This is a genomic window from Nostoc sp. (assembly GCF_036917235.1).
Taxonomy (GTDB): domain Bacteria; phylum Cyanobacteriota; class Cyanobacteriia; order Cyanobacteriales; family Nostocaceae; genus Nostoc.
Map to the genome: position 1 here is coordinate 1 of NZ_JBALDU010000036.1, position 18422 is coordinate 18422.

General features: G+C 42.5%; 16 protein-coding genes and 1 pseudogene. 9 read left to right on the forward strand and 8 right to left on the reverse strand.

The window, feature by feature from the left end; genetic code table 11:
* Positions 1-64 precede the first annotated feature (64 nt).
* Complete coding sequence (locus V7K44_RS13050) at positions 65-391, reverse strand: hypothetical protein (protein WP_334932034.1); 327 nt, start codon at positions 389-391, stop codon at positions 65-67.
* A gap of 108 nt (positions 392-499) precedes the next feature.
* Here V7K44_RS13050 and V7K44_RS13055 point away from each other — a divergent pair, with 108 nt between their 5' ends.
* The 3 genes from V7K44_RS13055 (at position 500) to V7K44_RS13065 (ending at position 6802) form a co-directional block, all read left to right on the forward strand.
* On the forward strand, positions 500-2140 hold the full coding sequence (locus V7K44_RS13055; RefSeq protein ID WP_334932036.1) for an AAA-like domain-containing protein: 1641 nt from the start codon (positions 500-502) through the stop codon (positions 2138-2140).
* Between the two features lie 66 nt (positions 2141-2206).
* Positions 2207-2833, forward strand: coding sequence for a type I restriction enzyme HsdR N-terminal domain-containing protein (locus tag V7K44_RS13060; protein ID WP_334932038.1), 627 nt, complete (start codon positions 2207-2209; stop codon positions 2831-2833).
* A gap of 96 nt (positions 2834-2929) precedes the next feature.
* Positions 2930-6802 (forward strand): AAA-like domain-containing protein, encoded by a 3873-nt coding sequence (locus tag V7K44_RS13065; RefSeq protein ID WP_334932040.1) that lies wholly within the window; start codon positions 2930-2932, stop codon positions 6800-6802.
* Between the two features lie 449 nt (positions 6803-7251).
* Here V7K44_RS13065 and V7K44_RS13070 read toward each other — a convergent pair whose 3' ends face one another.
* Positions 7252-7959 carry a Uma2 family endonuclease gene (locus V7K44_RS13070; RefSeq protein ID WP_334932042.1) on the reverse strand — a complete coding sequence of 236 codons (708 nt, stop codon included), beginning with the start codon at positions 7957-7959 and terminating at the stop codon, positions 7252-7254.
* A 120-nt stretch (positions 7960-8079) separates the two neighbouring features.
* Here V7K44_RS13070 and uvrA point away from each other — a divergent pair, with 120 nt between their 5' ends.
* Positions 8080-10968, forward strand: a complete 2889-nt coding sequence (gene uvrA / locus V7K44_RS13075; RefSeq protein WP_334932044.1) for an excinuclease ABC subunit UvrA — start codon at positions 8080-8082, stop codon at positions 10966-10968.
* A gap of 157 nt (positions 10969-11125) precedes the next feature.
* On the forward strand, positions 11126-11308 hold the full coding sequence (locus V7K44_RS13080) for a hypothetical protein (RefSeq protein ID WP_334932046.1): 183 nt from the start codon (positions 11126-11128) through the stop codon (positions 11306-11308).
* On the opposite strand, the gene V7K44_RS13085 is transcribed toward V7K44_RS13080, so the two are convergent.
* Together V7K44_RS13085 and V7K44_RS13090 are read right to left on the reverse strand one after the other, a co-directional pair.
* Positions 11293-11646 carry a transposase gene (locus V7K44_RS13085; protein WP_334932048.1) on the reverse strand — a complete coding sequence of 118 codons (354 nt, stop codon included), beginning with the start codon at positions 11644-11646 and terminating at the stop codon, positions 11293-11295. The two genes, V7K44_RS13080 and V7K44_RS13085, sit on opposite strands and share 16 nt — an antisense overlap.
* 3 nt (positions 11647-11649) lie before the next feature.
* Entirely contained in the window at positions 11650-11913 is a 264-nt protein-coding gene (locus V7K44_RS13090; RefSeq protein WP_334932050.1) for a helix-turn-helix domain-containing protein, read from the reverse strand.
* A 15-nt stretch (positions 11914-11928) separates the two neighbouring features.
* Between V7K44_RS13090 and V7K44_RS13095 the strand changes: the two genes are divergently transcribed.
* The 3 genes from V7K44_RS13095 to V7K44_RS13105 are packed head-to-tail and all read left to right on the forward strand — an operon-like array spanning position 11929 to position 14072.
* Positions 11929-12276, forward strand: coding sequence for a hypothetical protein (locus tag V7K44_RS13095; protein ID WP_334932052.1), 348 nt, complete (start codon positions 11929-11931; stop codon positions 12274-12276).
* A gap of 31 nt (positions 12277-12307) precedes the next feature.
* Positions 12308-12517, forward strand: a complete 210-nt coding sequence (locus V7K44_RS13100; protein ID WP_334932054.1) for a hypothetical protein — start codon at positions 12308-12310, stop codon at positions 12515-12517.
* The gene (locus V7K44_RS13105) at positions 12453-14072 is read left to right on the forward strand and encodes an RNA-directed DNA polymerase (protein WP_334932056.1); all 1620 of its coding nucleotides are present in this window, start codon (positions 12453-12455) and stop codon (positions 14070-14072) included. The genes V7K44_RS13100 and V7K44_RS13105 overlap by 65 nt, the downstream gene beginning before the upstream one ends.
* 251 nt (positions 14073-14323) lie before the next feature.
* Here V7K44_RS13105 and V7K44_RS13110 read toward each other — a convergent pair whose 3' ends face one another.
* From V7K44_RS13110 to V7K44_RS13120, 3 genes are all read right to left on the reverse strand, one after another.
* The gene (locus tag V7K44_RS13110) at positions 14324-14806 is read right to left on the reverse strand and encodes a hypothetical protein (RefSeq protein WP_334932058.1); all 483 of its coding nucleotides are present in this window, start codon (positions 14804-14806) and stop codon (positions 14324-14326) included.
* Positions 14807-14873: 67 nt separating this feature from the next.
* A complete protein-coding gene (locus V7K44_RS13115; RefSeq protein ID WP_334932060.1) occupies positions 14874-15263 on the reverse strand; it encodes a transposase family protein in 390 nt (129 codons plus the stop codon).
* Positions 15263-15676: a helix-turn-helix domain-containing protein gene (locus V7K44_RS13120; protein WP_334932062.1), complete on the reverse strand. Its 414-nt coding sequence runs from the start codon at positions 15674-15676 to the stop codon at positions 15263-15265. The genes V7K44_RS13115 and V7K44_RS13120 overlap by 1 nt, the downstream gene beginning before the upstream one ends.
* Positions 15677-16252: 576 nt before the next feature.
* Here V7K44_RS13120 and V7K44_RS13125 point away from each other — a divergent pair.
* The gene (locus V7K44_RS13125) at positions 16253-17827 is read left to right on the forward strand and encodes a group II intron reverse transcriptase/maturase (RefSeq protein ID WP_334932064.1); all 1575 of its coding nucleotides are present in this window, start codon (positions 16253-16255) and stop codon (positions 17825-17827) included.
* Between the two features lie 500 nt (positions 17828-18327).
* Here V7K44_RS13125 and V7K44_RS13130 read toward each other — a convergent pair.
* Positions 18328-18417: pseudogene (locus tag V7K44_RS13130) on the reverse strand (carboxylating nicotinate-nucleotide diphosphorylase); the annotation flags it as partial.
* Between the last annotated feature and the right edge of the window lie 5 nt (positions 18418-18422).

An 18422-nucleotide genomic window follows, 5' to 3' on the forward strand; every position in this document is an offset into this window, starting at 1 on the left:
GGATCTGTAATTCTACATCCATTGCCCTGCTTACCTTCCAGAGTTTTTTCTTTTAATCCTTTTATTAAGAATACTCGGAAAGTGACAGAACAGGGGTAAGTATCAAATACTCGTTAACGGAGTTCAGAGGTGGATTCATCCAGTTCAAACACTCGTTAACGGAGTTCAGAGGTGGATTCATCCAGTTCAAATACTCGTTAACGGAGTTCAGAGGTGGATTCATCCAGTTCAAAGGCTCGTTAACGGAGATAAAAGGTGGATTCATCCAGTTCAAATACTCGTTAACGGAGTTCAGAGGTGGATTCATCCAGTTCAAAGGCTCATTAACGGAGATAAAAGGTGGATTCATCCAGTTCAAAGGCTCGTTAACGGAGATAAAAGGTGGATTCATCCAGTTCAAAGGCTCGTTAACGGTAATGCACTATCAGTAATTGTGTAGTTATCTGCTGTAGTAAACTACATCTAAGCCAGAAGCTTGCATTCAATAGTTGATAGCGCTGTGAAAAAAATCCTGATTGTGTCAGCTAATCCCACAACGACAGACAAACTCCGCTTGGACGAGGAAGTAAGGGAAATTCAGGAAGGGTTGCAACGCTCTCGCAGCCGAGATAAGTTTGAACTAATTACTAAATGGGCAGTGCGTCCTGATGATTTGCGGCGGGCGCTTTTAGATCATAATCCTCATATTATCCATTTTTCTGGACATGGTGGCGGAAATCAAGGTTTAGCCTTGGAAAATAATACAGGGGCAATGCAGCTGGTGAGTACAGAGTCACTGGCAAGGTTATTTAAGTTATTTAAAGACAAAGTTGAGTGTATCTTATTAAATGCTTGCTATAGCGAGGTGCAAGCTGAGGCTATTTACCAACACATTAACTGTGTAGTTGGGATGAATCGGGCAATTGGGGACAGGGCCGCAATTAAATTTGCGGTAGGCTTTTATGATGCACTAGGTGCTGATAGGTCTTATGAGGATGCTTATGAGTTTGGCTGTAGCGCGATTGATTTAGAAAGTATTCCAGAGTCTTCTACCCCAGTGCTGAAAAGTCGGAATAATCCCCAAGGTGCTTTCTCTGTTAACGAAATGATTCCAGATACCGAGATTAAAACAGCAATCTCCTTAGAAAATCCAGAAGGACAGGTATCTCTCAACTCTGCTTTTTATGTCGAGCGATCGCCTATTGAGGTAGACTGTTATGAAGCAATTCTGCAACCAGGGGCCTTAATTCGCATCAAAGCCCCCCGGCAGATGGGCAAAACTTCCCTCATGTCGCGGGTTCTCCATCATGCATATCAACATGACTATAAGACAGCACCTATAAATTTCCAGTCAGCCGATGCAGAATTTCTCGCTAATTTAGATCAGTTTTTGCAGTGGTTCTGTGCCAGCATTAGCAACGAACTGAATCTACCGGATAAGTTAGATGAGTATTGGAAGGGTGTTTTAGGTAGCAAGAATAAATGTACAAATTACTTTCAACGGTATTTATTACCAGCCATTAATAGACCTATAGCTATAGGTTTGGATGAAGTCGATGAAGTCTTCAAGCATCCGATAATTGCGGCTGATTTTTTTGGATTACTACGAGCTTGGCATGAGCGTTCAAAGAATGAGACAGTTTGGAAAAATCTCCGGTTGGTGATTGTGCATTCTAAGGAAGTTTATATTCCACTCAATATTAATCAGTCGCCTTTTAATGTGGGCTTACCCATTGAGTTGCCAGACTTAAATCAAATACAAGTACAAAACTTGGTACAGCGTCACGGACTCAATTGGCCTGACTCACAAATTGAAGAATTAATGACACTCGTCGGTGGCCATCCTTATTTAGTGCGGGTAGCGCTTTATGAAATTGCCCGTGGTAGGATGACGCTGGAAAATCTGCAAAAAATCGCGGCAACCGAGGAAGGCCCTTACAGCGACCATTTACGCCGCCATTGGCTGAATTTGCAAGAGGATGCAGAATTGCTAGCTGCACTCAAACAAGTTATGACAGCAAATCGCGCCGTGGATGTAGGCACAACTGAAGCGTTTAAACTCCGCAGTATGGGGTTAGTTAAGTTTCAAGGCAATGAAGTGATGCCACTGTGTGAATTGTATCGTCAATATTTTTTGAATAGATTGGGAATTAAAAATTAAAAAAGTACATTAAGAAGACCTGAAATACTTTCATCTGCAATTACCATTTAACTAAAAGGCTCAACAATGGTTCAACTTATTCAAGGGAAAGATATCACCCTAGCCCAACTCATCGATGAACTTGGTCTACACCTTGCAGACGACGAACTTTTTTTTTCAGAGTGGCAGCAAGATTTACCTGAGTTGAGTGATTTAGAAAAGCAATCTCTCAACGAAGTTAAGACAGAATATTTGCATCTATCGAAATATCCTATTTTGGAACCTGTAGTCAAAATGGTAGTGCTATCTCCACTATTGCGCCTAGCAGGTTTTTATCAACCGCCTTTCTACATCGCCTCAGAACAAGAGGTCAGAATTTCTTCTGAAGACGAAGGCATGATTATTAGAGGACATATTGACATCTTGGTGTTCCATCCTCCACTTTGGGTTCTCGTTATTGAGGCGAAACGAGCAGATTACTCCTTAGTGCCAGCAATTCCGCAAGCGTTGGCTTATATGTTGGCAGATGCAACTTCGGCTAAACCTGTTTTTGGGTTTGTCACCAATGGTAATGAATTTAGATTTATCAAACTGCTAAAAACTGAAACTCCACAATATGCTCTATCTGATTTGTTTGCTTTAGATAGTCGTGATGACATATATATTGTCTTGAAAGTTTTAAAGCACCTAGCTCATTTAATTCGTAATTCGTAATGTTGTTGGGTGTGTTATGCCATTGGCTAACACACCATCCCAAGACCAAACTAGCTTGGATTTCATAATTTTGAATGAGTGAATTTTTAATTGTTTATGACCCAGTACCAATATCAAGTCGGTGGTAGTCTGCCTCAAAATGCACCAACTTATGTTAGACGGCAAGCTGACCATGACCTCTATGAAGGCTTGAAGGCTGGGGATTTTTGTTATGTACTCAATTCTCGGCAGATGGGGAAATCTAGCTTGCGGGTGCGGGTAATGCAGCAGTTGCAAACTGAGGGATTTGCTTGTGCTGTTGTTGATATTACAGCTATTGGGACGGCAGATATTACGCCAACGGAGTGGTATGCCGGGGTGATTGATACTCTGGTGGGAAGTTTTAATATTTATACAACTTTTGATTTAGATACTTGGTGGGTTGATAACGCTTTGCTTTCACCAGTGCAGCACTTGAGCAAGTTTATTGAAACAATTTTACTAAAAACAATTGCTGAAAAGATTGTTATTTTTATTGATGAAATTGATAGCGTTCTGAGTCTTTCATTCAACTTGGATGACTTTTTTGCAGTTATCCGCGATTGCTACAACCGACGAGCAGACCATCCTGAATATAACCGCCTTACCTTTGCTTTGATTGGAGTGTCTACGCCTTCAGATTTAATTCAAGACAAACGCCGGACACCTTTTAATATTGGACAGGCAATTGATTTAACTGGCTTTCAACTCCGAGAGGCGCAACCCTTGGCACAGGGATTGGCTGAAGTGGGTGATTCTCAAGAGTTGATGCGGGTTGTGCTCGACTGGACGGGGGGACAGCCGTTTTTGACGCAAAAAGTTTGTAAGTTGCTGGTGCAGGGGGGACTAGAGACTAGGAATTGGGGAATAGAGGTTAGGGACTGGGTAGAAGAGTTGATACGCGAGGGGATTATTGAGAATTGGGAGACGCAAGATGAGCCGGAGCATTTGAAGACGATTCGAGACAGAATCATGCGGAGTGGGGAACAGCAGACTGGGCGATTGTTGGGGTTGTATCAGCATATATTGCAGCAGGGAGAGATAGTAATTGATGATAGTGCTGAACAAACGGAACTGCGGCTGACGGGTTTGGTGGTGAAGCGGGAAGGGAAGCTGCGAATTTATAACCGCATCTATGCAGAGGTGTTTAAACAGGAATGGTGCGAGAAAATCTTAGCACACTTGCGCCTCTACTCCGATACATTTAATGCCTGGGTTGAGTCGGAACGTCAAGATGAGTCGCGGTTGTTGCGGGGAAAGACTTTGCATGATGCCCAAGAATGGGCAGTAGGTAAAAGTTTAAGTGACTTAGACTATCAGTTTTTAGCTGCTAGCCAGGAGTTGGAAAAGCGCGATGTGCAAAAAAGGCTGAAGGCAGAGGAACAGGCAAAGCAAGTTTTAGCAGAGGCGAACCACAAAGCTAATCAACGAATTCGTATTGGCTCTGTGGTGTTAGGTTTTGCTCTGGTGGGGGCGGTAGCATCATTTATAATTACTCAACTAAGTCTTCAGGCATCCAGGAATGCTATTGCAGTAGCAAAATTAGCTAAGGCAGAAACAGATAACGCCCAAAGAGAGTTAAAAAACGCGAAGACAGAAACCGCAGCAACCAAGCAAGATAATCAGCGTATATCAGTTGAAAATAAACGTATATCGAAACAAGCGGTACAGGTAAGAGGGAATCTTAGTAATGCAACTTCAAAACTAAATACAGCAAATGCCAAAGTGAATCAGGCACAGCAAAACCTGACATTGGCTCAAAATAAAGTGGCCGCAGCTAGCGCTAAGGCTAGTCAAGCTGAAGTACAGGCAAACCAAGCAATTAAACAACGGCAAGAGGCAGTCAATGCCCGTAAAACTTCTGTGGAGGAACTAAAAAAGGCAGATGCAGCAAGAATTGTTGCTTTAACGGCTACGCGATTGGAACAAAGCGGAACAAATGCATTGCAGCTTTTTGAGACTTCCAGAGAATTTGATGCTCTGCTATTAGCAATGGAGACGGCAGGAACATTAAAAAGTCTGGTCAAGGATAAACAATCTTTAGCAGACTATCCAGCATACAGCCCTTTGTTTAGTTTACAGAGAATTCTATCTAGTACTAATATTCGTGAACAAAATCGCCTGGAAAGGCATAGCGATTGGGTCAACAGCGTCGTCTTCAGCCCGGATGGCAAAACTTTAGCTTCCGCCAGTAGTGACAAGACGATCAAATTGTGGAATCTCGATACTGGCAAAGAAATTACCACTCTAAGTGGGCATAACGATTTGGTCAACAGCGTCGTCTTCAGCCCGGATGGCAAAACTTTAGCTTCCGCCAGTAGTGACAAGACGATCAAATTGTGGAATCTCGATACTGGCAAAGAAATTACCACTCTAAGTGGGCATAACCATTTGGTTAAAAGCGTCCTCTTCAGCCCAGATGGCAAAACTTTAGCTTCCGCCAGTGCTGACAAGACGATCAAATTGTGGAATCTCGATACTGGCAAAGAAATTACCACTCTAAGTGGGCATAACGATTCAGTCAACAGCATCGTCTTCAGCCCAGATGGCAAAACTTTAGCTTCCGCCAGTAGTGACAAGACGATCAAATTGTGGAATTTCGATACTGGCAAAAAAATTACCACTCTGAGCGGGCATAACGATTTGGTCAACAGCGTCGTCTTCAGCCCAGATGGCAAAACTTTAGCTTCCGCCAGTGCTGACAAGACGATCAAATTGTGGAATCTCGATACTGGCAAAGAAATTACCACTCTAAGTGGGCATAACCATTTGGTTAAAAGCGTCCTCTTCAGCCCAGATGGCAAAACTTTAGCTTCCGCCAGTGCTGACAAGACGATCAAATTATGGAATCTCGATACGGGCAAAGAAATTACCACTCTGAGCGGGCATAGCAATTCAGTCAACAGCGTCGTCTTCAGCCCGAATGGCAAAACTTTAGCTTCCGCCAGTAGTGACAAGACGATCAAATTGTGGAATTTCGATACTGGCAAAAAAATTACCACTCTAAGTGGGCATAACGATTTGGTCAACAGCGTCGTCTTCAGCCCAGATGGCAAAACTTTAGCTTCTGTCAGTGATGACAAGACGATCAAATTGTGGAATCTTGATACGGGCAAAGAAATTACCACTCTGAGTTGGCATAGCAGTTGGGTCAACAGCATCGTCTTCAGCCCAGATGGCAAAACTTTAGTTTTCGCCAGTACTAACATCATCAAATTGTGGAATCTTGATACGGGCAAAGAAATTACCACTCTGAGTGGGCATAGCAGTTGGGTCAACAGCATCGTCTTCAGCCCGAATGGCAAAACTTTAGCTTCCGCCAGTGATGATAAGACAATCAAATTGTGGAATCTCGATACGGGCAAGGAAATTACCACTCTGAGTGGGCATAGCAATTCGGTTAACAGCGTCTTCTTCAGCCCGAATGGCAAAACTTTAGCTTCCGCCAGTGCTGACAACACGATCAAATTGTGGAATCTCGATACGGGCAAAGAAATTACCACTCTGAGTGGGCATAGCAATTCGGTCAACAGCGTCGTCTTCAGCCCGAATGGCAAAACTTTAGCTTCCGCCAGTGCTGACAACACAATCAAATTGTGGAATCTCGATACGGGCAAAGAAATTACCACTCTGATTGGGCATAGCAATTCGGTCAACAGCGTCTTCTTCAGCCCGAATGGCAAAACTTTAGCTTCCGCCAGTACTGACAAGACGATCAAATTGTGGAATCTCGATACGGGCAAAGAAATTACCACTCTGATTGGGCATAGCGATTCAGTCTACAGCATCGTTTTCAGCCCGGATGGTAAAACTTTAGCTTCCGCCAGTGCTGACAACACTATCAAATTGTGGAATCTGAATCTTGATGATTTATTAGCACAAGGTTGCAGTTGGCTTAAGAGTTATTTGGCTAGCCATCCTGATGCGGCTAAGGTGTGTCCAAGGCGGTAGGTAGATGAAGAAGATGTGGTTCGACTTCGCTCACCAACCGGGGGATGAGGGAGCGATCGCCCTTTAATATTCAAAAACAGTGATCGCTTGGTAAATTAGAGATGCGATCGCTGTTTAAAACTCTTGGTGTCCAGTGATTCTAAACTTAAATGTAGAGCTAAAGGCGTAAGCGTAGCCCGTCGTAGACATCGCTCGGTAATAAGGAGACAAAATTCAAGTTCAGAACTCGGCGTTTCGAGTTCCGAACACAAACGGCCGAGTAAAAAGGTCGAACTTCCGAGTTCTGAACACTAACGGCCGAGCAAAAAGGTCGAAGTTCCGAGTTCCGAACACGAACGGCCGAGCAAAAAGGTCAAAGTTCCGAGTTCCGAACACGAACGGCCGAGCAAAAAGGTCAAAGTTCCGAGTTCCGAACACGAACGGCCGAGCAAAAAGGTCGAAGTTCCGAGTTAAACCTCCGGTTCGACTCCCAGCGCTTTTAACTGAGCGGCCAATCTCTCTGCACGCTGCCGTTCTTTTGCTGCTAACTCCAAACCCCACAGAAATAATTCGCCATTGTCATCCCACCAACGTAACCAATAACCTGTGCGGTTTTCTCGGCTTCCTTGCCATACACCTAAAAACAAGCTCATTTCGGCAATCCAGTGACGATTATTTGCATCTGGTGTTTGCAATTCATAATGTCCTAAATCAACTCGCCGATAAACTTCTAAAACTCCGCTATCTGGTTCAAAAATGGCATAGTTTGGCACTTGTAAAATCTGCTCATAATAAAACCATTTACCAGGGGGATACGTCGGTTTACTCGAATACTCTCCACCTTCGGTATCTGAGAGAAATTCCATCACAATTACCGGAATATCACCTTGAAGTCGTGGCGTATAACTGCGCTTCACTTCTTCTCGTGAGACTCGAATAGATGATACATATCCCCAATCTGGCGCTTTGACCACAAATCGATTATTCAAGGTGGCGCAGATACCATAGTTAGTGATGGTTAAAGCATCGGCGGGTAATCTGCTGGCAAGTTCTAAGCTTTCTGTTAAAGCAGCAGCCAAGAGTGGCTGATTAATGTTATCTACTGGCTCGTTGTCTAAAACAAAATCATCAGGTAACTTTTCCCAGGTGACATCATGGGTGGCTGCATTGGCTAGCATGATTCAGAATATCTCAAGTACAACTTCAATTTAAAACAGTACGATTGTTCTACTATAAACTGATTAAAGATAGTATTATTAAGGACTGTTTCATAAGAAACTCCTTCTTTGCCGCCCAATATGTCAGACCAACAGCTAGCAGCATCCTTGAATGGACATCTTCCGTACCCCAGCCACAACAGCCAGAATACCATTCGGATTCGGGGTGCTAGGCAGCATAATCTGAAAAATATTGACTTGGAATTGCCACGCGATCGCCTAATCGTATTCACTGGCGTTTCTGGTTCTGGTAAGTCTTCCTTAGCCTTTGATACCATTTTCGCTGAAGGGCAACGTCGCTATGTGGAATCCCTCAGTGCCTACGCACGGCAATTTTTAGGACAACTGGATAAGCCGGATGTCGAAGCCATTGAAGGCTTAAGTCCAGCAATTTCTATTGACCAAAAGTCAACGTCTCATAACCCCCGTTCTACTGTCGGTACGGTGACGGAGATTTACGACTATTTGCGGCTGTTGTTTGGTCGGGCTGGCGAACCCCATTGTCCGATATGCGATCGCTGTATTGCACCCCAGACAATCGATGAGATGTGCGATCGCATCATGGAATTACCAGATCGTACTCGCTTCCAAATTCTTGCACCCGTTGTCAGGGGGAAGAAAGGCACACATCGTAAGCTTTTGTCAAGTCTGGCATCCCAAGGTTTTGTCCGCGTGCGGATCAATGGCGAGATCCGCGAACTGTCAGATTCCATTGAATTGGATAAAAATTTTACTCACACCATCGAAGTGGTAATTGACCGCTTGGTGAAAAAGGCTGATATTCAAGAGCGTTTGGTTGATTCCCTGTCTACGTGTCTCAAGCAATCGGGTGGGATTGCAGCCATTCTGGTGAGTCTGCTTGGTGACGACGGACAAGAAAAAGAAGAAGAATTAGTATTTTCGGAAAATTTTGCTTGTCCAGAACATGGCGCGGTAATGGAGGAACTATCACCGCGATTGTTCTCGTTTAACTCACCTTATGGTGCTTGTCCGCACTGTCATGGCATCGGGACTTTAAGAAGATTTGCGCCAGACTTGATCGTACCCGACTGGGAAGCGCCAGTTTATGCTGCGATCGCGCCTTGGTCAGAAAAAGATAATTCTTATTACTTGGAATTACTCTATAGTGTAGGGCAGATTTATGGGTTTGAGTTACAAACAAATTGGAGCAAGCTGACAGAAGAACAGCAGCAAATTATTTTGTTTGGAGAGAAAGATGAACGAGCCGCAGAGGCACAAAGAAAGCAGAGCTTTAAAGGTGCTATTCCAATTTTGCAACGGCAGTATGAAGGTGGTTCTGAATTAATTAAGCAAAAATTAGAGCAGTATTTAATCGATCAGCCGTGTGAGGTTTGTAAAGGAAAACGGTTAAAACCGGAAGCCTTAGCGGTGAAGTTGGGACAATATGGAATTTTAGAATTGACTACCGTATCAATTCGGGATTGTCGGGAGAGAATTGAGCAATTTAAGTTGAGCGATCGCCAGTTACAAATTGCTGATTTAGTCCTGAGAGAAATCAAAGCTAGATTGCAATTTTTGTTGGATGTCGGTTTAGATTATCTCACCCTTGACCGTCCCGCCATGACCCTTTCAGGTGGCGAAGCCCAACGAATTCGCCTAGCAACGCAAATTGGTTCTGGTTTAACAGGAGTTCTCTATGTTTTAGATGAACCGAGTATTGGTTTGCATCAACGAGATAATGGCAGATTGCTCAAAACTTTAACGAAATTGCGCGATTTGGGTAATACATTAATTGTCGTTGAACACGATGAAGAAACAATTCGTGCAGCCAACTATATAGTTGATATTGGCCCTGGTGCAGGAATTCACGGCGGAAATATTATCGCCCAAGGTGATTTTGAGGCATTATTAGCAGCAGAAGATTCTTTGACAGGTGCATATTTATCAGGAAGACGAGTAATTACCACACCAGCAGAACGCCGAGAAGGAAATGGGCGCAGTTTGGGAATTAAAAATGCCCATCGCAACAATTTACAAAATATAGATGTAGACATTCCACTAGGTAAACTCGTTTCCATAACTGGTGTGTCTGGTTCTGGCAAATCTACCCTGATTAATGAATTACTATATCCATCTCTGCAACACCATTTAACAAAGAAAGTTCCCTTACCCAGACATTTGGATAAAATACAGGGATTAAACGCGATTGATAAAGCGATCGTTATTGATCAATCTCCCATTGGACGCACACCACGTTCTAACCCTGCAACTTACACAGGAATTTTCGATGCCATTCGGGATGTATTTTCCCAAACAGTAGAAGCCAAAGCTAGGGGTTACAAACCCGGACAATTTTCCTTCAACGTTAAAGGTGGACGTTGCGAAGCTTGTAGCGGACAGGGTGTGAATGTGATTGAAATGAACTTTCTCCCTGATGTTTACGTGCAATGCGAAATTTGTAAGGGTGCAAGATACAACCGCGAAACTTTGCAGGTGAAGTATAAAGATAAGTCTATCTCTGATGTCCTGAGAATGACAGTTGAGGAGAGTTTAGACTTTTTCCAGAATATACCCAAAGCGATCGCGCGTTTGCAAACTTTATTTGATGTCGGGTTGGGTTATGTCCAACTAGGACAACCTGCGACAACCTTATCAGGTGGTGAAGCGCAACGGGTGAAATTGGCAACAGAACTATCTCGACGCGCCACAGGTAAGACACTTTATTTAATAGATGAACCGACAACAGGGTTATCTTTTTACGATGTCCACAAATTGTTAGATGTGTTGCAAAGATTGGTAGATAAAGGCAATTCAATATTAGTCATTGAACACAACTTAGATGTAATTCGTTGTTCTGACTGGGTGATAGATTTGGGGCCAGAAGGTGGCGACAAAGGCGGAGAATTGATTGCTGTGGGTACACCAGAGGAAGTTGCAAAAAATCCCAGGTCTTATACTGGGCAATATTTAAAGCAGGTCTTGAAGCAGTATCCGGCGGTGAAGAAGTAGTAAGGGGGTGAGGTATTTTATTAAAAATTAAAGCATCTCATGTAAATTATTGAAAACTTTCTTTACTTTGGGCTTCACTTTAACAAGTATGTAATTAATTATAGTATTAATGTAGTGCAATATAATTGAAGCTGCATACAAGTAATTATTGTTACAAATGAACACTAGTACTTCAATATACGATAGCTTTATAAGCCTTGATAATCTCAAACTCGCTTGGAAGCGCGTTCGCTACTTTGATCGCTCTGATTCACGAGACTGGATTGGCCTAAAAGTATTTGCTGCCAATCGTGACCACAACCTTGAACTACTTATACCAATTCTCTATGAAGATGCATAGAATAAAGCTTCATGAAATAGAGCTTCAAGGATGAAATCATAGCTTGTTAAAGAGGAGATTAACTCACAAGACATTTGAGCTAACTCATGTTGAACCCGTTGTCGTAGTTCCTGTAAATTTAAAAAATTCTCACCTTTGAACTGACGTTTGATAAACTGCCATAATCTCTCAATCGGGTTGAGTTGAGGACTATGAGATGGTTGAAATATCGGGATGAGATTTTCAGGCCAAGACAAACCCAAAGCTTGGTGTGCAGAAGCTTGAACCCTAAAGCATGAGTGCCATATCATCACCCAGTTCTTGGGATAGAGCATCAAGGAATTTTTGAAAATTCTCACTGTCTAGATGAGGATATTCCTGACAAAAATGCCATCCTCTAATAATTTTTCTAGTCCCCCTTGCCGATACTTTTGTAACCATCTGGTTACGGTTGAGCCATCTCTACCCAGTCTCTGGCTCAATTGTTGATGCTGTGTCACTTGTCCTGTTTTGATCCACCACAGAAGAAGCAATCGTTCTTTTTCCGCTGATGTCCGCGCCTTAGTGAGACTTTTGGACAAATACTCAACACTCTCCGATATTTCTAGATTGAAAGCGCGTGCCATTGTTTGCTTCTGGTCTTGAGTTTTTCCCTCTCCTCTATTCTACAGTTCTATGCAGCCTCACATAGAATTGGTATTAGACAAACTTTGGCGGGGAGAACTTTTGAAGCTTCATACCCAGAAATTAAGTATCTCCCCAAGGCATCTCAGACTTTGCGTCCAATGGCAATACTGGCAGTTAGCGATCGTGTTGTCTATCAGGCTATAGCTAATGTTGTGGCTGAAAAGGCTAGACCAATTCTGTCTACAGCAGCTAATCGACAGTCTTTTGCTAATGTTTTGTCTGATCCAGTACAGAAACCTATGTTTATGCTCTGGAAAATACAGTATCGTCTTTTCCAAAATAAAGTTTCAAACTCTGTATGAAGAAGGTAATGTCTGGCTAGCAGAAACAGACATGGCCGCTTTTTATGAGACGATAGACCAAGCGATGTTGATCAAGTATCTGCGTGAACAACAGTTAGTTGATGACCTAACAGCTGAACATCTCCGCACATACTTACCTATCTGGGCTTCAGTTAAGGGAGAAGAAACAATCAATCGTGGACTCCCACAAGGGTGCTTGGCATCAGATTTCTTCGCAAATACTTTTCCTGTATGGATTTGATAGAGAACTTTCTGTCCAAGAGTACCACTATATTCGATATGTAGATGACATTAGATTACTTGCCAGGACTAGAGAAGCGGTTCAGCAAGGACTTATCCGAATTGACAGAAACTTAAAAACTTTAGGACTTCTTATACAAACTACTAAAACCACAGTGCGTCAAATTAGCAATTTTGCGGAAGAAGCGGATCGAATGGCATCTAAACTATCAGAAGTAGATCGCAGATTTCGTGAGCTAAATGAGATACCAGACACAACATTACCTGATTCTCTAGCAGAACCATCATTACATGATGTTGCTCTTTTGGGTGAGGATTGTGAAATAGGCAATCGTAGCCTAGATTTATTAATAGCTAGTTCAGGATTACAAGAAGATTTATTTGAGTTGTTTTGGCAATCGAAGAAATCCATTGATACTAGTGGAAATGATCCGTTTGCAGAACGTCATTTAAAGTTCTGTCTGTATCGTTTAGATCCGAATCCTGAGATTGTAACTGCAATACTACCATACTTGCTCGATAGACCTTGGCTCACCGAACCGTTACATAAATATTTAAGAAAATGCGAACTTGACAAAGATGCTCTTGAGTTTCTTGATAAGAATATTATTGCTAAACATAGTGTATATGACAGCACTGTAACATTTGCAATTGAAACCTTGATGCGTCAGGATTTTTCACTTCGTTATCATCATGGTTTATTTAGAAAATGGCTAACTGATAATAAGCGCGACTGGCCCTTACTTTGCGCTGCTGTGATGGCGCTAGGAGATAACCAAGAGAACATGAGTGTTTTGCTCAACATAATTTCATCTTCTTCATATAGTCCATCAGTAAGACGTACAGCAATTATTCAAGCCTTACGACTAGCAATTGATGAGCATGAAGCTCTATGCATTCTCAAACAGAGCATTTGTGACAAGTCACCAATTGTGATTGATACTTTGCTATACCAGTTATATGTTGAACATGGTCTAACAATGGAGAAATTGGGTCTTGATGAAACCCAGCAACTCAGTGAATACTTGAGAAACTCTGCCAGAGGGTATGATAATTCGTTGCCTCATCTTCAACCATGCTACATACGGTACATTTTCACAAAATTTTACAGAGTGAAGTTTTCTCAGCCAGTAGACTTTCATGGTTTACTAGGTTTGGCATATCAACGTGCAACTGATTTCCTATGGCAATCTGATAAATCATACCTTCCTAACCCTTCGAGATATGCGTCTCAGTTAGATTTGTTCCATGAAGAATTACTCTACCCCATACTTGTAGAAAAACTAAAGTTGAAACCCAATAGGGAAGATGTTGCAAAAATGCCTTTGCCAAGCAGAATGCAACACATTCATAGTCAAGAACAAAAACTTAGGATATTTGCTAGTGGGTTACTCAAGTGTCATGATTTGAGATCATCAAGTACAGAAGCTCATACTCGGTTAGATAAAATTTTAGATCCAACAAACCCAGTTAGCTGGCATGAGCGCGATGCTCTCAAAAAGCAACTATGTGGTGCTTATCAAGAATTGGTAGATTGGCTGTTGCAAAATAAGTAATGATATTTGTGTATCATATCAATTATCTACTATTTGCAATACCGCTAGTTTAATATATTTAAAATAATTTTATTCTAGCAGTATAAGACTAACTAATAGGGTGAAGAAGTAGACTTTTGTCTCAGTCATAGACGCAAAGAAGCTTACCGTAGGGTAGATGTAAATAAAAGCAGATCCCTAACTTATCGAACAAGTTGAGGATCTGCATTTTACAATTCTTATAAAGAAAATAGGATTCCAATAAATGTTTATCAAGTTATAGCTAAAGCTGGTTCTGCCAAAAAATATTTCAGATTTTCTTGCTGCGTGGCAAATTTCAAATATTGAGATGCCATTTCTGGTGTTAGCAATTCAATCATTAACCTGTTTTCCACCCAGAACTCAATCACATCAAAGAAAGAATCGCGGTTACAGCGCACTACACGCCAACCTTCACGAGCACCAATTTTTTCAATTTCTTGCTGACTAATTGGTACAGAGATAGCTGCATGAACATCTGTATACCTGGCAGTAATAGCAGTATGTACAAATACGCATTCTTCATCACCTTCACCAGGTTCTATTTGAGAACCTAAAGGATAAAGTTCAATGGCTGTACCGTATTCATCAAAAGGTATAACCATATAACTTCCTGAGTTAGGAGGAAAGGGAACAGCTTGCGCTTTTAAGATTTCTCCCAGAACTTGAGCAACATGACTAGGGTTTCTAACAGCAATTGAAATATGGTGAATCATAGAATAGACTTGTCGCTAAATAAGAGCAAAAAATGATGAAATAGAATTCTCGATATCACTCATCAATTTATGCAGCCATCAAGTAGAAATTCCACAGACCCGCAGCAGTCAACATGAAACGATCATCTAAATCACGAATGTGATTTCTATATACTGCTGTAGCAACTTTGTATCTCTTAATACCTGATATTGTGTGTTCACATTTAACGCGATCGCTACTTTTTTCTCGATTGGATTGTTTTTGTTCTTCAGTTAGTTGTTTGCCTCTGGGCTTTTTGTCTGGAATGCGGATGTTGACAAATTCTTTTTGTAATCCCTGAAACCCCAAATCCACATGAATCGGAACTTCATCTGGAACAAAATCTACCAATTTTTCCTCATCTAACTGTCTTTTATCATGAACCTTACCTTCCCTTGCTTTTGATAGCACTAGTACCCGTTTAGCTTGGTCTGTCATTACGAGGTGTTTGCGAGTATGGCGCTTTTTTTACCCGAGTAATGACTTTTCTGCTTCTCTTCGTCTTTGGGACGTTGAATCAGGCGTTCCGTCCCATCAATCATGACTTCTTGAGCATACGGGAAACGAGCAATAAACTCCTCTATACTCTCCAACTTACGTTCTGGTAATACCATTTTCTTTCCCAGGACAGTCTCGAGCAATGGTTGTAGTCTTAACATCCAACGGTGTGCCCGACTGCGATGTAGGTCAAACAGTACTCCCGCCACATCAAAGGTGGGGTAGCACTTGAAGTAGAACAATATGAAAAATAGCTTGTCTTCTACTCGCTGCAATCGAGGCTTTCTACCCCCACCCACAGACCGTTTCCGAGGCTTTTGGCTGTTGGCGTAGGCGTAGCCCGCCGCAGGCATCGCTTCAATGTTAAGTACGTGCGATTCGTTGGTTAGTGAATCATGGTAATCAGCCCGTACATAACTAACCCAGCCCGACAGCAGATTACTGTCACTTGCAGGCTGAACTCTCGGTCAGATGTAGGTGAAAGTCCTACCATTCAGACTCAGAATTGACTCCTTATCTGCCCACACCGAACAAGCTCGTTTCTTGTAGAGTGAAGCTGGGAACAGGGCGCAATCAGACGACCTTTGCGGGTTGACACTGGCGCTAATAGGGAGTTCCTATGATGAAACAGAGCCTAAAAAAGCGACTTAATATCAGGCAGGGCGCAACTCAATATCCCTGACCCTACTGGAGCTATTCCCGCCGTATCCGTACTCAATAACGGCAAGAGTTCAGGGAATCCAGTAGTCGAATTGGCTACATCTAACGGAACAATCAATCTCTCCGAGGGAACGAATAAAAACGATTTGTGAGTCCTGGGGCAGTCGAACCCCAAGTAGGCTAGACGAGAAGCGGAACTCTCACAAGTCGGGTAGGACAGACCGTAACTGGTCTGAGGTGTTCAGAAAATACAAACCCTAGAAGAGAAAATGATTAGACACAGTGTAAAAACTAGTGAATCTTGGAAAGCTTTACCGTGGAAGAAATTCCGCCGAAATCTTTTCCGCCTTCAAAAGCGCGTATTTAAAGCGGTTCTTGTTGGAGACAAGCGGAAAGCTAGGTCACTCCAAAAGCTTATTCTAAAATCCACCTCGGCTCGATTTCTTGCAATAAGACAAGTATCTAAGCTTTATGCTGGTAAAAAGACGGCGGGTATCGATGGTAAGAAATCCCTCTCATTTGAAGACCGCTTCAACCTTGAAGAACTACTGAAAATGAATAGTGGAAATTGGAAGCATCAAGGACTACGGGAAATCCCCATCCCCAAGAAGGACGGGACTACCAGAATGCTTAAGATACCAACCATCGCGGATAGAGCTTGGCAATGCCTAGCAAAATATGCACTAGAACCAGCACACGAAGCCACTTTCCACGCTAGGAGCTACGGTTTTAGAACTGGGCGCTCTGCCCATGATGCACAAAGGTACATCTTTCAAAATCTATGCTTCACCAACAATGGAACAGAAAAACGGGTAATCGAACTCGATATTGAAAAGTGCTTCGACAGGATTAACCACTCAGCAATAATGGACGAACTCATTGCCCCAAAAGGCTTAAAACTCGGAATCTTCCGATGTTTAAAATCAGGAGTAAACCCAGAATTCCCTGAACAGGGTACACCTCAAGGGGGAGTGGTCAGTCCCTTACTAGCTAATATTGCACTCAACGGGATTGAGAGTATACATAGATACCACAAGATACGAGGAAACAGAATTACTGATAAAACCTCAAAAAAGGATATCAAAGAGCCATCAATCCGGTACGCGGATGACATGGTTATTATACTCCGACCTGAAGATGATGCGACAGAGATACTTGAAAGAATCAGCGAGTTCCTCCGCAAACGCGGAATGAATGTAAGCCTAAAGAAAACCAAAGTTACCGCCGCGACAGATGGATTTGATTTCCTCGGCTGGCACTTCAAAGTGCAGAGCAATGGAAAGTTAAGAAGTACTCCCTCAGTGGATAACTTCAAAGCTTTTCGTAAGAAAGTAAAACACATCGTCAACAACTCGAATTATGGTGCTACCACAAAGGCTGAGAAATTAGCCCCGGTAGTCAGAGGTTGGAGAAATTATCATAAGTTCTGCAAGAAGGACGGGTCAAAGCTAAAACTTTGGTTCATGAATCACAGAGCCTACACGGTATTCAACAGGGAAACCAAACAAACACGCCACACTAGCAAAGAGTTAGTTAAAAAGGCATTTCCATCGGTTTCCTACTCCGATAGTAAATACGTTATGGTCAAAGGAACAAAATCCCCCTATGACGGAGATACAGCCTACTGGAGCGAACGTAACAGCAAGCTCTACGACGGCGAAACCTCTAAAGCTCTTAAAAAGCAAAACCATAGATGTGCATCCTGCGGCTTAAAGTTCATTGATGAAGAAAGGGTTCACCTACATCACATCGATGGAAATCACGCCAACTGGAAGAAAAATAATCTTGAAGCAATTCATGAGAGTTGCCATGATTACAAACACATGAGCAAAAGCGCAAGCTAAGAACATCGGAAGCTGGGTGCGGTGAAAGTCGCACGCCCAGATTTAACTGAGAGGTGCGGGGAATAATATCCCCCATCGACTCAACCAATTTCAAGGGCAACTGACAACTCATCAAATGCTTTACGATTCAGTCCACTAAATGCTCTAAGCAGACGATCTTCCTTGAGCACCCGATTGATGTCTAGCATTTTCTTGTCTCATCCCAACGGCTAATCGCTAATTTTACCTTATTAAGCGACATATCTATTTATTTAGTATCCCATCGATAATCGGGGGTAGCAGAGAAAAATATTTACGATCGGGTCATTCCGAATGCACAGTCTGATATCAATGATATCGCCACACTAAATATGGCATTACTTCTCTCATACCCACCCACTTGGGATATCAGCCGATTTACTTTATCTTTTACTCCATCTATATATATTGGGCGTTGGATAGCATCTGTTTAGACTGAAGCACAAAGGAATTGATCTATCAATAATTTAGGCGCTAGGAAAGCGATCGCCGCGGCCAATATCCTCCAACAACCAGGTACGCAACAGAGGATCTAAAACCAGCCAGGGCGGCAAAACAGCAGAATAGCTCACAAATT